This window comes from Streptomyces sp. RLA131 (assembly GCF_056270125.1).
Genome location: NZ_JBWDOQ010000002.1, coordinates 1488273 through 1501896 on the forward strand (window position 1 = coordinate 1488273; position 13624 = coordinate 1501896).

13 protein-coding genes are annotated in these 13624 nt (G+C 72.0%); 4 read left to right on the top strand and 9 right to left on the bottom strand.

From position 1 onward, the window contains the following. The first annotated feature begins 296 nt into the window (after positions 1-296). Both RWE79_RS07735 and RWE79_RS07740 read left to right on the top strand, forming a co-directional pair. Positions 297-665, top strand: coding sequence for a hypothetical protein (locus RWE79_RS07735; RefSeq protein ID WP_475939270.1), 369 nt, complete (start codon positions 297-299; stop codon positions 663-665). Continuing rightward, complete coding sequence (locus RWE79_RS07740; RefSeq protein ID WP_475939271.1) at positions 658-1128, top strand: hypothetical protein; 471 nt, start codon at positions 658-660, stop codon at positions 1126-1128. The genes RWE79_RS07735 and RWE79_RS07740 overlap by 8 nt, the downstream gene beginning before the upstream one ends. Before the next feature lie 31 nt (positions 1129-1159). Here the strand turns inward: RWE79_RS07740 and RWE79_RS07745 are convergent, their stop codons facing one another. The 3 genes from RWE79_RS07745 to RWE79_RS07755 form a co-directional block, all read right to left on the bottom strand. Further along, a complete protein-coding gene (locus tag RWE79_RS07745; protein ID WP_475939272.1) occupies positions 1160-1675 on the bottom strand; it encodes a GNAT family N-acetyltransferase in 516 nt (171 codons plus the stop codon). A 114-nt stretch (positions 1676-1789) separates the two neighbouring features. Beyond that, positions 1790-2299 carry a sigma-70 family RNA polymerase sigma factor gene (locus tag RWE79_RS07750; RefSeq protein WP_475939273.1) on the bottom strand — a complete coding sequence of 170 codons (510 nt, stop codon included), beginning with the start codon at positions 2297-2299 and terminating at the stop codon, positions 1790-1792. Between the two features lie 73 nt (positions 2300-2372). Further along, positions 2373-3569, bottom strand: a complete 1197-nt coding sequence (locus RWE79_RS07755) for a glycerophosphodiester phosphodiesterase (protein WP_475939274.1) — start codon at positions 3567-3569, stop codon at positions 2373-2375. Between the two features lie 218 nt (positions 3570-3787). Between RWE79_RS07755 and RWE79_RS07760 the strand changes: the two genes are divergently transcribed. Beyond that, entirely contained in the window at positions 3788-4495 is a 708-nt protein-coding gene (locus RWE79_RS07760) for a lysophospholipid acyltransferase family protein (RefSeq protein WP_475939275.1), read from the top strand. A 26-nt stretch (positions 4496-4521) separates the two neighbouring features. Here the strand turns inward: RWE79_RS07760 and RWE79_RS07765 are convergent, their stop codons facing one another. The 3 genes from RWE79_RS07765 to RWE79_RS07775 are packed head-to-tail and all read right to left on the bottom strand — an operon-like array spanning position 4522 to position 7991. Then, the gene (locus RWE79_RS07765) at positions 4522-6000 is read right to left on the bottom strand and encodes an MFS transporter (RefSeq protein ID WP_475939276.1); all 1479 of its coding nucleotides are present in this window, start codon (positions 5998-6000) and stop codon (positions 4522-4524) included. Continuing rightward, positions 5997-6548, bottom strand: coding sequence for a TetR/AcrR family transcriptional regulator (locus RWE79_RS07770; protein WP_475939277.1), 552 nt, complete (start codon positions 6546-6548; stop codon positions 5997-5999). Before RWE79_RS07770 ends, RWE79_RS07765 begins: the two co-directional genes overlap by 4 nt. A 54-nt stretch (positions 6549-6602) precedes the next feature. Next, positions 6603-7991, bottom strand: coding sequence for a glycoside hydrolase family 43 protein (locus tag RWE79_RS07775; RefSeq protein ID WP_475939278.1), 1389 nt, complete (start codon positions 7989-7991; stop codon positions 6603-6605). A gap of 303 nt (positions 7992-8294) precedes the next feature. On the opposite strand from RWE79_RS07775, the gene RWE79_RS07780 reads away from it, so the two are divergent. Beyond that, the gene (locus RWE79_RS07780; RefSeq protein ID WP_475939279.1) at positions 8295-9317 is read left to right on the top strand and encodes a LacI family DNA-binding transcriptional regulator; all 1023 of its coding nucleotides are present in this window, start codon (positions 8295-8297) and stop codon (positions 9315-9317) included. A gap of 32 nt (positions 9318-9349) precedes the next feature. On the opposite strand, the gene argH is transcribed toward RWE79_RS07780, so the two are convergent. The 3 genes from argH to RWE79_RS07795 all read right to left on the bottom strand — a co-directional run bounded on the left by argH (position 9350) and on the right by RWE79_RS07795 (position 13621). Beyond that, positions 9350-10801 (bottom strand): argininosuccinate lyase, encoded by a 1452-nt coding sequence (argH, locus tag RWE79_RS07785; protein ID WP_475939280.1) that lies wholly within the window; start codon positions 10799-10801, stop codon positions 9350-9352. A 64-nt stretch (positions 10802-10865) separates the two neighbouring features. After that, on the bottom strand, positions 10866-12062 hold the full coding sequence (locus RWE79_RS07790; RefSeq protein WP_475939281.1) for an argininosuccinate synthase: 1197 nt from the start codon (positions 12060-12062) through the stop codon (positions 10866-10868). A 92-nt stretch (positions 12063-12154) separates the two neighbouring features. Beyond that, positions 12155-13621: a sensor histidine kinase gene (locus RWE79_RS07795; RefSeq protein ID WP_475939282.1), complete on the bottom strand. Its 1467-nt coding sequence runs from the start codon at positions 13619-13621 to the stop codon at positions 12155-12157. Positions 13622-13624: the final 3 nt, after the last annotated feature.

Below are 13624 nucleotides of genomic sequence, written 5' to 3' on the forward strand. Positions count from 1 at the left end.
CAGCCGGGCACGAGGTTCTTGTGGGCAACATGAGCAACGCGGCATGACACGGCCCCGGGAAAGGGCGTGGGGGTCAGCGGCGGCAGGAGGGCAGGGCCCTCAGCGTGCGCACATTCGACACATACAACGAACACCGGGCGTCATCGCCTCGGTCGCGCGGGAGCGGCAGTTCGTCGTGGTCATGAGCACCAGTAAAGCAGACAGCGTTCCGATGTCCCACATTGCGGTCATGTCGTCCGCATTACGGACGGCCGCCCGCGCGCCCGGTCCCCTCCCGCCCGTATTAGAGTCACCGCATGCTCGACGCGCTCACCATCACCGTCTCGGTAACGGCGCTGCTGCTCGCCGCCTGGTGCGGATTCGCCGCCTTCCGGGACCAGTCCACCAAGGACTGGCACTTCATCGGCATGGCGGTCGTGTCGCTGCTGGTCCTGGCGCAGCTGGTGGTCGGCGTGGCCGAACTGGCCGCCGGCGAGAAGCCGCACGACGGGACCGTGATCTTCGTCGCGTATCTGGTCGGCGCCGCCTGCACCGTCCCGGCTGCCGCGTTCATGTCGCTGACCGAGCGCAGCCGCTGGGGCTCGGCGATCGTGGCGGCGGGCGGGATCATCCTGGCCGTACTGGAAGTGCGGCTGTACGACATCTGGGGAGGCATCAGTGCCTGAGGCCGAGACCGCGCCGGAGAACGCGCCGGAGACAGCGCCGCGGACCACGCCGGGGCAGGACACCGGGATCGGCCGGGGGCCCGGCCGGCTGCTGCTGTCGCTGTACGCGGTGTTCACCGTGGCCGCGCTGTCGCGCGCCATCGTGCAGATCAGCATGCAGTTCGACGAGGCGCCGCTGGCGTACACGCTGTCACTGGTGGCCGGGATCATCTACGCGGTGATCACCGTCGCCCTGTGGCGCGGCGGCGAGGCGGCCCGCCGGGTGGCGCTGGTGAGCTGCGCGGTCGAGCTGATCGGTGTCCTGGTGGTCGGCACCCTGACCGTGACCGACTCCTCGGCCTTCCCCGACCAGACGGTGTGGTCGGACTACGGGATCGGCTATCTCTTCCTGCCGGTCGTCGTCCCGGTCACCGGTCTGCTGTGGCTGCGCCGCTCGGGACGGCAGCCACAGCAGAACGCGTAAGGGCGTACGGCGTGAGCCGGACCGCCGCCGGTCAGGCGCTGGCGGCGTAGCTGGCCGCGATGGCGGGCTTCTCCATGTGCACCAGGCTCAGCCGGCGGGTCACCTCCTCGGTGAGGCCGATCTGGGCGTATCCGAGCTTGCGGTAGAGCCGGAGGTTGACCTCGCTGCGGTGCCCGGTGAACAGCCGGAACCGCGCGACGGAACGGGCCTGGGCGCCCTCGGCGAGCCGCTGTTCGATGGCCCGCAGCAGCCGGCCGCCGAGGCCGTGGCGCTGCATCCGCGGATGGACTATGAGCTTGGCGATCCGGGCGGTGCCGTCGGGATCGACGACGCCCCGCACCGAGCCGACCACCTCCGGGCCCAGCCGCGCCACCAGGACCGTGCCCTCGGCGAGCTCCGCACGCAGCGCGTCGAGGGTCTGGGTGAGCGGTTCGATGCTGTAGTCGCCGTACAGCTCGGCTTCGCTCTGATAGGCGAGATACTGCAGTTTGAGGATGTTCTCGGCGTCGCCTTCGGCCGCCGTAGAGATGGTCACGCTCATGCCCATGTGCGCAGGCCTCCCCTTCGAGTCGCCCGGACGCTGGAGGGTGAGGGTCGCGCCCGGGACGTGTGCCCTGATGGAGCCGGCGCAGGTTGCCACCGCCTCCGTGGCGCCGTCTGTTTACGGTGCCTTACCCGGGCCTGCAGCAGTTCGAACCCGGGTGTTCAGGATCGTACGCAGACACCCCAGGCAGCGGGAACGGAGCGGGCCCAGGCTCCCCTGTGAGATACCCAACTCACGGGCGATCTCCGGATACGTGGGATCCGCGCGGGAGATGAGCGCCGACACCAGCTGCGGGCAGCGGCCCGGCAGCCGGGCGACGGCCGCCCGCAGGTCGCCGCGCCGCTCGGCGTCGATCAGCTGCTGCTCGGCGGACGGCCCCGCGCAGGCGGGTTCCAGGGCCGTCTCACGGCGCAGCCGCCGTGCCGCGCGCCGCACCTCGGCCCGTACCGCGGCACGCAGCCAGGGCGCGGGGTCGGCCGGCGGCCCGGGGAGTTCCAGGAGCCGCAGCCAGACGGCCTGTTCGAGGTCGGCGGCCTCGATGCCGCCGGGGACGGCCTCGGCCGCGGCCTCGGCCACCAGCAGCGGGCGCAGGCGGGTCAGTTCGTGGTCTCGTACGCGCGGGGTCATGCCGTACGGGACACGGCGGCCGCGCCGGGTGGTTGCCGTGCGGCGCCGCAACCACCCGTACGCGGCAGCGGGATCAGCCGGCGTTGACCCCGTCGGCGTCTCCGAGGAAGTCCGCACGGGCCAGGACGGCGGTGTCGGCGTTGTCGGAGAAGATGCCGTCGATGCCGGTCGCGAAGTAGGTCGCGAAGGCGCCGAAGGGGTCGCCGTAGGCGTTGGGGTCGGTGCCGGTCCGGTAGTCGGCGGGCAGGAACTGGTTCTCGTTGCGCATGGTGTACGGGTGCAGGACGAGACCGGCGGCGTGGGCGTCGGCGACCAGGGTGGTGGGCGTGGTGAGCCGGCCGCTCGCGTCACGCGGGATGACCAGCAGCAGTGTCGGCCCGATGCCCTGGGCGAAGCCGGCGATCCACTTCAGGCCCTCGGGGGTCACCAGGTCGGCCACGGTGCGCGGGTCGCCCGCGACCACGAAGTCGTACGGGCGGGTGGTCGCCGCGTCCAGCAGGGCGATCTTGGGGGCGGCGACGCCCAGCCGCCCGAGCCGCTGGAGGCTGCTCGGCTCGAAGGACTGGAGGAACTGCGGCGCGTGCCTGGTGTGCCGGCCGTACGGGCGGAGCAGCTTGACCAGCCGCTCCTCGATGCCGAGGCCGATGGAGCGGAAGTAGGTGGGGTGCTTGGTCTCGGTGTGCAGCCAGACCGCCTTGCCGCGCCGGCGGCCCTGCTCGTCGGCCCACTTGAGCACCTCCTCGAAGGTGGGGATCTCCCAGCGGCCGTCGTAGACCGTGTTGCGCTGCCGGACGGCGGGCAGCCGTTCCACGGCGCGCAGCGTCTTGAGCTCCGCGAGGGTGAAGTCCTCGGTGAACCAGCCGGTGGTCGCGACGCCGTCGATGGTCTTGGTGACCTTGCGGTCGGCGAACTCGGGGTGGTCGGCGACGTCGGTGGTGCCGCCGATCTCCGGCTCGTGGCGGCAGACCAGATGGCCGTCCCGGGTCGGGACGAGGTCCTGCTCGACGACGTCCGCGCCGAGTTCCAGCGCCAGCTCGTACGAGCCGAAGGTGTGCTCCGGGCGGTAGCCGCTCGCGCCCCGGTGGCCGATCACAGCGGGCACCGGGAGGCGGCGGACCGGCGCCGCGGAGCCACCGGAGGCGGCGGAGGTGCCGGCGGCGGCCGCCGCCCGTGCCGTGCCGGGCACCGCGACCGCTCCGAGGGCGGCCGCGCCCGCGATGAGGGCCCTGCGGCCCGGGCCCCGTCGGCTGCCCTGTTGATCCTGCGTCATGAAGCGCTCCCTCGTGTCCCTGACAAAACGACGGGCGCATCGTAGGCGTGTCCTGCTTTCCTCCGGGAGGCATCGGCCGGAACATGGCGGAAACGCACGTCAACAATGCGTACCGGTCGTGTGAACCCGGTGTGCGTTCGACCGGCCGACGGAAGTATCGTCGGCAAGGCACCCTTTTCGATCCGTTCCGAGCCGTACCGACCCCGACCGGAGGACCCGTGTCCCGCATCATCCTCAAGGCGCTGCTCGGACTCGTCATGCGCGTCCTGTTCCGCCCCAAGGTCGAGGGAGCGGAGCTGATTCCGGGTGACGGCCCGGTCATCCTCGCCGGGAACCACGTCACCTTCATCGACTCGATGTTCCTCGGGCTGGTCGTCAAGCGGCAGGTGTTCGTCATCGGCAAGGACGAGTACGTCACGACGCCGGGCGTCAAGGGCTGGTTCATGGCCAAGTGGTTCACCGCCATGGGCATGATCCCCGTCGACCGCGACGGCGGCCACGGGGGTGTCGCGGCCCTCATGACCGGCCGCCGCATCCTGGAGGAGGGCAAGGCCTTCGCCATCTACCCCGAGGGCACCCGCTCCCCCGACGGCCGGCTCTACCGGGGCCGCACCGGCGTCTCCCGGCTGGCCCTGATGACCGGCGCCCCCGTCGTCCCCTTCGCCATGGTCGACACCGACAAGGTCCAGCCCGGCGGCGCGGGCGTGCCCCGCATCCACCGCTTCACGGTCCGCTTCGGCGCCCCGCTGGAGTTCTCCCGCTACGAGGGCATGGACCGCGACCGCTACGTCCTGCGGGCGGTCACCGACGAGGTCATGAGCCACGTCATGCGGCTCTCCGGTCAGGAGTACGTCGACATCTACGCCACCAAGGCCAAGGCCACGCGCGCGGCCGCCGACGCCGGCGGGCACGCGAAGGCCGCGTGACCCCGCAGGGGCGGTGACCGTACCGGTCAGCGGCCGCCGGCGAGCCGCTGACCGCGCAGCAGGTGCCAGGCGGTGGCGGAGCCGAGCAGCAGGACGGCCGCTCCGACGGCGGACGCGGTCCGCAGGCCGGCGGTGAAATCGTGGCCGGAGCCGGTGACGATCGAGCCCAGCACAGCGATACCGAGGGCGGCGCCCAGCTCGTAGGCGGTCTCGGAGACCGCCGACGCGGCACCGGCCCGGTCCGGCGGAGCGCTGGAGAGGATCACGTCGGCGGTGACGGTGAAGGAGAAGCCCGCGCCGGCGCCGATCACGAACAGCCCAGTGCCGATCAGCGCGTAACCGGAGTCGGGACGCAGGGTGCTCAGCGCGGCCAGGGCCAGGCCGGTGGCGGCGAGGCCGCCCGCGACGACGGTACGGACGGACAGGCGCCGGGCGGTGAACCCGGCGACGAGGCCGGTGCCGACCGCGCCGAGGGTCGCCGGGAGTTCGGCGGCAGCGGCTTCGACGGGTGAGCGGCCCTGCACGAGCTGGAGGAACTGGGAGAGGAAGAACACCATTCCGGCCAGGCCGAAGACCGTCGTCAGGTCGGCCAGCACCGAGGCCGAGAAGCCCCGGTCACGGAAGAGCCGCATGTCCAGCAGCGGTGCGGGCAGCGTGAGTTGCCTGCGGATGAAACCGGCCAGGCAGAGCAGCCCGACCGCACCGGCGGCCAGCGGGACGACGGCGAAGCCGTGCGCGGCGATGTCCTTGATCGCGTAGACGACGCCGCCCATGCCGAACAGGGACAGCAGCACTCCGGCCGGGTCCCAGGGCCCGGGCGCCGGGTCGCGGGACTCGGGCAGGTACCGGGCGCCGACCACCAGCAGGACCGCCATCACCGGAATGTTGATGAGGAAGACCGAGCCCCACCAGAACCGTTCCAGCAGCACGCCCCCGATCACCGGGCCGAGCGCGGCACCGGCCGTGGAGACCGCACCCCAGACGCCGATGGCGAAGCTGCGCTCACGCGGCTCGGTGAAGAGGTTCCGGATCAGCGCGAGGGTGGAGGGCATCAGGGTCGCCCCGGCGACCCCCATGAGGGCACGGGCCGCGATGAGCGTGCCGGGCGTACCCGCGTAGGCGGCCGGCAGCGAGAGCGCGCCGAAGGCGGCGGCACCGGTGAGGAGCAGCCGCTTGCGGCCGATGCGGTCGCCGAGGCTGCCCATGGAGACCAGGAGGCCGGCGATGACGAAGGAGTAGGCGTCGCCGATCCAGAGCAGCTGGGTCGAGGACGGGTGGAGGTCCGCCGCCAGGAAGGGAATGGCGAGCCCGAGCACGGTCGCGTCGACCGTGACCACCAGCAGCGCCAGCGTGAGCACCCCGAGCGCCAGCCACCGAGCCGGATGCCGAGGATCCGCCGGGCCTGTGGCGCCGGTGGCGGTGGCGGTGGCGGTGGCGGTGGCGGTGGCGGTGGCGGTGGCGGTGCTGGAGCCGGAGCCGGAAGCGGTGCCGGAGGCGAGGCTCATGACGCCGGGCCTCGCAGCATTCCGCCCAGGAGGAGCTCGGCGACCATCCGGCCGGAGTCGCGGGCGGCGAGGCGGCCTTCCTGGACGGACCAGCCGGAGGCGGCGATCAGGGCGTAGAGCGCCTCGCCGAGCCAGGCGGGGGTGAGGTCGTAGCGGAAGGCGCCCTGTTCCTGGCCTCGGCGGATGAGCCGGCTGACGCGGTCGTCGATGCGGGCCCAGCCGGCTTGGGTCTCGGGCAGGTCGTAGAGCTGGTTCTCGCCGTAGAGGAAGCCGAGGAAGCCGGAGACGGGGATCGCCTCGTCGATGAGCCGGCGGACGGCGTCGACGGGGTCGCCCTCCTCGGTGCGGGCGGCGTCGAGGGCCTCCTCGACCTGCTGGATGCCGAGCGCGCCGAGGGCGCGGACGAGGGCGTCGCGGCCGGGGAAGTGCCGGTGGAGGGTGGCGCGGCTGATGCCGGCCGCCCGGGCGATGTCGTCCATGGAGGCGGTGGCCCGCCGGGAGAGGAGGGCCGCCGCGTCCCGGAGGACCTGCTCATGGTCGAGGCTCATGAGACGAGACTACCTCGCATGAGACATCAATGTCTCATGCGCGTCGCGTGCCGCTCAGGCCCAGGCGGTCACCGCCGCGAAGGAGCTGTCGGCGCGGAAGAGGTCGGTGTTCGCCTCGGGGTCGAGGCGGAGCACGTAGTTGTAGTGCCGCAGGTAGTAGCCGGGGTAGTTGTACGACTCCAGGCGGACGGCCCCGGTGGTGGGGCTGGTCCGGGCGACGAACGTGGCGTCCTTGGCGAAGGTGCCGGTGCCGTCGTCGGCGTCGAAGCGGCCGGCGTAGTTGTAGTGCCGCAGGTAGTTGCCGGAGGCGTCGCGGAAGGAGTAGGCCGACGCGTCGGCGAGCCCGGCCACGACGGTGAAGGTGGCGGCCGATCTGGCGGCGGCGGTACTGGAGGAGGTGATGACCGCGAGGTTGACCGCCCCGGTGGCCTCGCTCCAGTAGCGGGTGGGGTAGTTCGCCGACTGAAGGGAGCGGCTGACACCGGTGGGCAGGGTCACCCCGCCGGAGACGGTCTCCTTGACCACGGTGAAGTGGCGGACGGTGCCGCTGACGCCGGGCAGTTCCCTGGGGGTGCTCCAGGTCGCGAAGGTGTCGTAGCTGTCGCTGAAGTAGTACTTGCCGTCGCCGTAGCCGTCGAAGAAGATCCGCCAGCCGCCGTTGTCCAGCTGCACCAGGGCCGGACCCTCGCGGTAGCTGCCCCAGCCGGCCCAGTCACCGGTCTTCCGGATCGTCCAGGTGCCGCTCAGGCTCGAAGCGGTGGCGTACTCGATGTACTTGGTCGTCTCGTTCTTGGTGAAGGCGTGGTAAGTGGAGCCGGACTTCACGATGAACGTGTCGATGTGGTTGCTGCCGATGCCGGTGAGGGCGGCCGGGGCGGTCCAGGCGGTGAGGGCGCTACTGGTGGCGGTGAGGCGGTAGGGCGTGAAGATCCACTCGTCGTCGGTGGTCGAGCAGGAGACGATGATGTTGACACTGCCGTCGCTGTCGACGAACCACTCGGGCGCCCAGGCCCGCGACAGGTTGGTGATCGGGACGGTGTAGTCGTACAGATGGGTCCAGGTGGACCGGTCGGAGCTGCGGGCGAAGCCGATGGTGGTGCTGGTGTCCTGCCAGGTGTGGGTGGTGTAGGTGAGGTAGTAGTAGCCGTCGGTGTGCCGGAAGACGCTGACGTCGCGGATCCGGTCGCTGGGCGGGGTGTAGGCAGAGGCCTTGAGCAGGGTGAAGCCGGTGGCGTCCTCGGCCTGGTAGACGTTGACGGTGTAGTCGCTGCTGTTGGTGAACGCCACGATGGTGTACCGGTCGGCGTATCCGGCGGCGGGGGCCGCGGCCGCCGCCGAGCCGAGCACGCCGGGCAGGCGGCTCAGGACGAGGACCGACAGGGGCAGCGCGGCGGCGGCGCGCAGCAGTCCACGACGGGAGGTTACGGGGGTGTGATCGCTCATCGGGCCACGCTCCGGCGTGAGTGGGGGGTTACTGATGTTTGCGCAAACATGGGTGGGCTGAGCGCGAGTGTCGTGCCGTCAGTCGCCGGACGTCAAGAGGTTGTTGCGTTTTCCGAAACACGAAGTGCCGTGTGGCGTAACGCGTTTGACATCCCGGCGCGCCCCCGGCGCGTCCCCCGCCCGTCCCCCGTGCGCCCCCGCGCCTTCCCGGCGTTCGGCCCGTCGTACGAGGCCTATGGATCAGCGAACTTTCCTCGTTAGAGTGGGTGTTTGCGCCAACACGAGCAAGGGGGACTCACCCGCATGAACGCTGCCCGCACCCGTCCGCCGTCCCAGGCGGACGTGGCAGCCCTGGCCGGTGTCTCCGCCCAGACCGTCTCACGGGTCGCCAACGAGCGGACGAACGTCGACGAACAGACCCGGGAGCGCGTGCTCTCCGCGATGCGCACCCTGGGATACCGGCGCAACAGCGCCGCCCGCGCACTGGCCACCGGGCGCTTCCACATGCTCGGGGTCATCACCTTCGACCTGAGCGCCCACGGCAACGCACGGACCCTGGAGGCCATTTCACGGGCGGCCCGCACCGCCGGCTACGCGGTGAACGTGGCCAGCGCCCAGGACCAGACCGAAGGGGCCGTCCGGCAGGCCTTCTCGCAGCTCACCGGGCAGGCGGTCGACGGCATCGTGCTCATCGAGGCGCAGATCCTGGACCGCCCGGGGCTCACTCCCCCGCCCGGTGTGCCCGTCGTCGTCGCCGACGGCGATCCCGAACAGCGCTTCGCCTCCGTGGACATCAACCAGGCGGCGGGGGCCCGCGCGGCCACCGGGCATCTGCTCGGCCTCGGCCACCGCACCGTCTGGCACATCGCCGGGCCGCAGGACTCGTACTCCGCCCGCCGCCGGGCCACCGCCTGGCAGGCGACGCTGGAGGAGGCGGGCGCCGTCGTCCCGCCGCTGCGGATCGGCGACTGGACGGCGGACTCGGGCTACCGGATCGGCCAGGACCTCGCCGCCCGCGACGATGTCACGGCGGTCTTCGCGGCCAACGACCGTATGGCGCTGGGCCTGTTGCGCGCCCTCCAGGAGGCCGGCCGTTCGGTGCCGGGGGACGTGAGTGTGGTCGGCTTCGACGACGTGGCGGAGTCCGCGTACTTCCACCCCGCGCTCACCACCGTCCACCAGGACTTCGAGGAGGTGGGCCGCCGCTGTGTGGCGCTGCTCCTGGAGGAGATCACCACCGGACGGCGCGGCGCCGCCGCCACGGCCTCGCTGGTCGCGCCGCGACTGGTGCGGCGGGCCAGCACGGCGGCACCGGCGGCGGGCTGACACTCGGAGCCTGTGTCCGGCGTCCCGGCGGGTCAGCTCCGGGCCGTCGCCCAGGCGAGCTGGACGGCCAGGTTGTCGCGGATCTCGACGAGCTGCACGGCGACCGCCGAGGGGGCGGTGCCGCCCCGCCCGTTACGGGAGGCCAGGGCGCCCCGGACGTTGAGCACCGTACGCACCTCGGGGGTGAGGTGGGCGGAGATCTTGGCGAACTGCTCGTCGGTGAGCTGGTCGAGCTCGATTCCCTCGCCCTCGCAGACCTTGACGCACTCGCCGGCCACCTCGTGGGCGTCACGGAACGGGACACCCTGCTTGACCAGCCACTCCGCGATGTCGGTGGCGAGTGAGAACCCGGCCGGGGCCAGCTCCTCCATCCGCTCGCGGTTGACGGTGAGGGTGGCCATCATGCCGGTGAAGGCGGGCAGCAGCACCTCCAGGGTGTCGCAGGAGTCGAAGACCGGCTCCTTGTCCTCCTGGAGGTCACGGTTGTACGCGAGCGGGAGGGCCTTCAGCGTGGCCAGCAGCCCGGTGAGATTGCCGATCAGACGGCCGGACTTGCCGCGCGCCAGCTCGGCGATGTCGGGGTTCTTCTTCTGCGGCATGATCGACGAGCCGGTGGAGAAGGCGTCGTGGAGGGTGACGAAGGAGAACTCCTTCGTGTTCCAGATGATGATCTCCTCCGCGATCCGGGACAGGTCGATGCCGATCATCGCCGTGATGAAGGCGAACTCGGCGACGAAGTCCCGGGAGGCGGTGCCGTCGATGGAGTTGGCGACCGAGCCGTGCTCGAAGCCCAGGTCCTTGGCCACCGCTTCCGGGTCCAGGCCCAGCGAGGAGCCCGCCAGCGCCCCGGAGCCGTACGGCGAGACGGCGGTGCGGGTGTCCCACTGGCGCAGTCGCTCGGCGTCCCGGGACAGCGCCTGGACGTGGGCCAGCACATGGTGGGCGAAGAGCACCGGCTGCGCGTGCTGGAGGTGGGTGCGGCCCGGCATCGCGACGTCCGGGTGGGCTTCGGCGAGGCCGACCAGGGCCTGCTGGAGCTCGGCGACCAGGCCGCCGATGACGCGGGCGTGGTCGCGCAGGTACATCCGGAAGAGCGTGGCGACCTGGTCGTTGCGGGACCGGCCGGCGCGCAGCTTGCCGCCGAGGTCGGGGCCGAGCCGCTCCAGCAGCCCCCGCTCCAGGGCGGTGTGGACGTCCTCGTCGGCGATGGTGCCGGTGAAGGTGCCCGCCGCCACGTCGGTTTCGAGGGCGTCGAGGCCGGCCAGCATCCGGTCCAGCTCGTCCGCGGTCAGCAGCGCGGCGCCGTGCAGGACCCGGGCGTGCGCCCGGGAGCCGGCGATGTCGTACGGGGCGAGACGCCAGTCGAAGTGCACCGACGCGCTGAGCTTCGCGAGGGCCTCCGAGGGCCCGTCGGCGAAACGGCCGCCCCACAGGCGTACGTCGCCGCCGGTCGCGGCGGGGGTCTGCGGGGCGTTGCTGGTCACCGGTGCTCCTCGGGTGGCGGTCGTACGTGCGGTGCGTGGGGGGCGGACGGGCGGGCGGCTGCGGTCAGCCCTGGAGGTCGCGCTTCGCGGCGATCTTCGAGGACATGCCGAAGATCTCGATGAAGCCCTTCGACAGGGACTGGTCGAAGGTGTCGCCGGTGTCGTACGTGGCCAGGTTGAAGTCGTACAGCGACTCCTGCGAGCGGCGGCCGTTGACGACGGCGCGACCGCCGTGCAGGACCATCCGGACGTCCCCGGAGACATGCTGGTTGGCCTCGTCGACGAAGCCGTCCAGGGCGCGCTTGAGCGGGGAGAACCACAGGCCGTCGTAGACCAGTTCGGCCCAGCGCTGCTCGACCTGCCGCTTGTAGCGGGCGAGTTCGCGCTCGACGGTGACGTTCTCCAGCTCCTGGTGGGCGGTGATCAGGGCGATGGCGCCGGGGGCCTCGTAGATCTCCCGGGACTTGATGCCCACGAGCCGGTCCTCGACGATGTCGATCCGGCCGACGCCCTGCGCGCCGGCCCGCTCGTTGAGCTGCTGGACGGCCTGCAGGACGGTGACGGGCCTGCCGTCGACGGCGACCGGGACGCCCTCCTTGAAGGTGATGACCACCTCGTCGGCGTCACGCGGGGTCGCCGGGTTCCGGGTGTACTCGTAGACGTCCTCGACCGGGGCGTTCCAGATGTCCTCCAGGAACCCGGTCTCGACGGCCCGGCCGAAGACGTTCTGGTCGATGGAGTACGGGGACTTCCTGGTGGTCGCGATCGGGAGGTTCCTCTCCTCGCAGAAGGCGATCGCCTTGTCCCGCGTCATCGCGTAGTCGCGGACCGGGGCGATGCACCTGAGCTCGGGGGCGAGCGAGGAGATGCCGGCCTCGAAGCGGACCTGGTCGTTGCCCTTGCCGGTGCAGCCGTGGGCGACGACGGACGCGCCGTGCTTCCTGGCGGCGGCGACCAGGTGCTTGACGATGGCGGGCCGGGAGAGGGCCGAGACCAGCGGGTAGCGGTCCATGTAGAGGGCGTTGGCCTTGATCGCCGGGAGGCAGTACTCGTCGGCGAACTCGTCCCTGGCGTCGGCGACCTCGGCCTCGACCGCGCCGCAGGCGAGCGCCCGCTTGCGGATGACGTCGAGATCCTCGCCGCCCTGGCCGACGTCCACCGCGACCGCGATGACCTCGGCGCCCGTCTCCTCGGCGATCCAGCCGATGGCGACGGAGGTGTCAAGACCGCCTGAATAGGCGAGTACGACGCGCTCGGCCACGGGTCTCTCCCTCTGGTGCGGTAACGCATACACTGTTGGGTATAAGTATGCACTCCACCGTATGTTTCGTCAATCAAGGGCGGCTCCGCAGGTCATACCCGGCCGGTCGGGCTCCGGAGCGGCAGCAGTACGGTCAGGACCGTCGCCCCGGGACTGCTCTCCAGCTCCACGGCGCCGCCGTGGGCGTCGATCACGCCGGCCACGATGGCCAGCCCCAGACCCGCCCCGCTGCCGGCGCCGGGGCGGCGGCGGTCGGCGTGCGTGAACCGCTCGAAGACGGTGGGCCGCACCTCCTCCGGGACACCCGGACCGTCGTCGGTGACCCGCAGCGCGACGCTGTCGTCGCGGGTCTCCAGGGCCACGCCGACCTTGGTACCGGCCGGGGTGTGCACCCGGGCGTTGGCCAGCAGGTTGGCGACGACCTGCTGCAGGCGGTGGGCGTCGCCGGGCACGGTGACCGGCTCCTCGGGCAGGTCGAGGGTCCAGCGGTGGTCCGGGCCCGCCGCGCGCGCGTCGTCGACCCCGTCCAGGACGAGCCGGGTGAGATCGACGGGCTCGTCCTCCAGCGGGCGGCCGGCGTCGAGGCGGGCGAGCAGCAGCAGGTCGTCGACCATCTCGCCCATCCGGCCCGACTCGGCGGCGACCCGCTCCAGGGCCCGGGTGATCTCGGGCGGTACGGGCCCGGGGTGGCGCAGCGCCAGTTCCGCGTGGCCCCGGATGGAGGCGACCGGCGTGCGCAGTTCATGGCTGGCGTCGGCGGCGAAACTGCGCAGCCGCTCCTCGCTGCGGTGGCGCTTGGACAGGGCGTCCTCGACATGACCGAGCATGAGGTTGAGCGCCGTACCGACCTGTCCCACCTCGCTGCGCGGGTCGGTGTACGGGGCGCGGGTCCGCAAGGCCACCTCGCCGCTGTCCAGCGGCAGCCGGGTGACGGCGACTGCGGTCGCGGCCACCTGGCGCAGCGGCCGCAGCGACCAGCGCACCCACAGCGCCCCGGCCACGCCCAACACCACCAGGGCCCCGCCGAAGACCGCGGCCTCGACCAGTTCCAGCTGGTGCACGGTCTGCCCGACCGCCGCCAGCGGCAGGCCGGTGATCAGCACGTCGCCGTCCAGTCCCGCGCCGGCGACGACGCGGTAGCGGCCGAGCGCGGACAGTTCGATGTCACGGGCCCGGTTGTCCACCGGGAGCGCGGCCAGCGCCGCCCGGTCGGCGCGGCTGAGGGCCACGGTCAGGTCGGCGCCCGAGCGCACCACCGCGCGGTCGGTGACGACACCGTCCAGCAGCCGGGCGCCGAAGGTGCCGGTGGACTGCTTGCGCGTGTCGCCGTTCTCGTCGCCGTCGTGGTCGGAGTGCCTGGTTTCGGTGTCGGAGTCGCCGCGGCCGTGGTGCTCCAGACTGGCCGGGAAGCTGCTGCCGACATCGCTGAGCTGCTGGTCGACCCGCTCGACCAGGAAGCCGCGCAGCGCCAGCACCGCCGCCACGCCGACGGCCGCGCAGCTGACCGCCAGCAGCACCACGAGCCCGACGGTGAGCCGGGCCCGGAGCGTGCGCGGCACGAA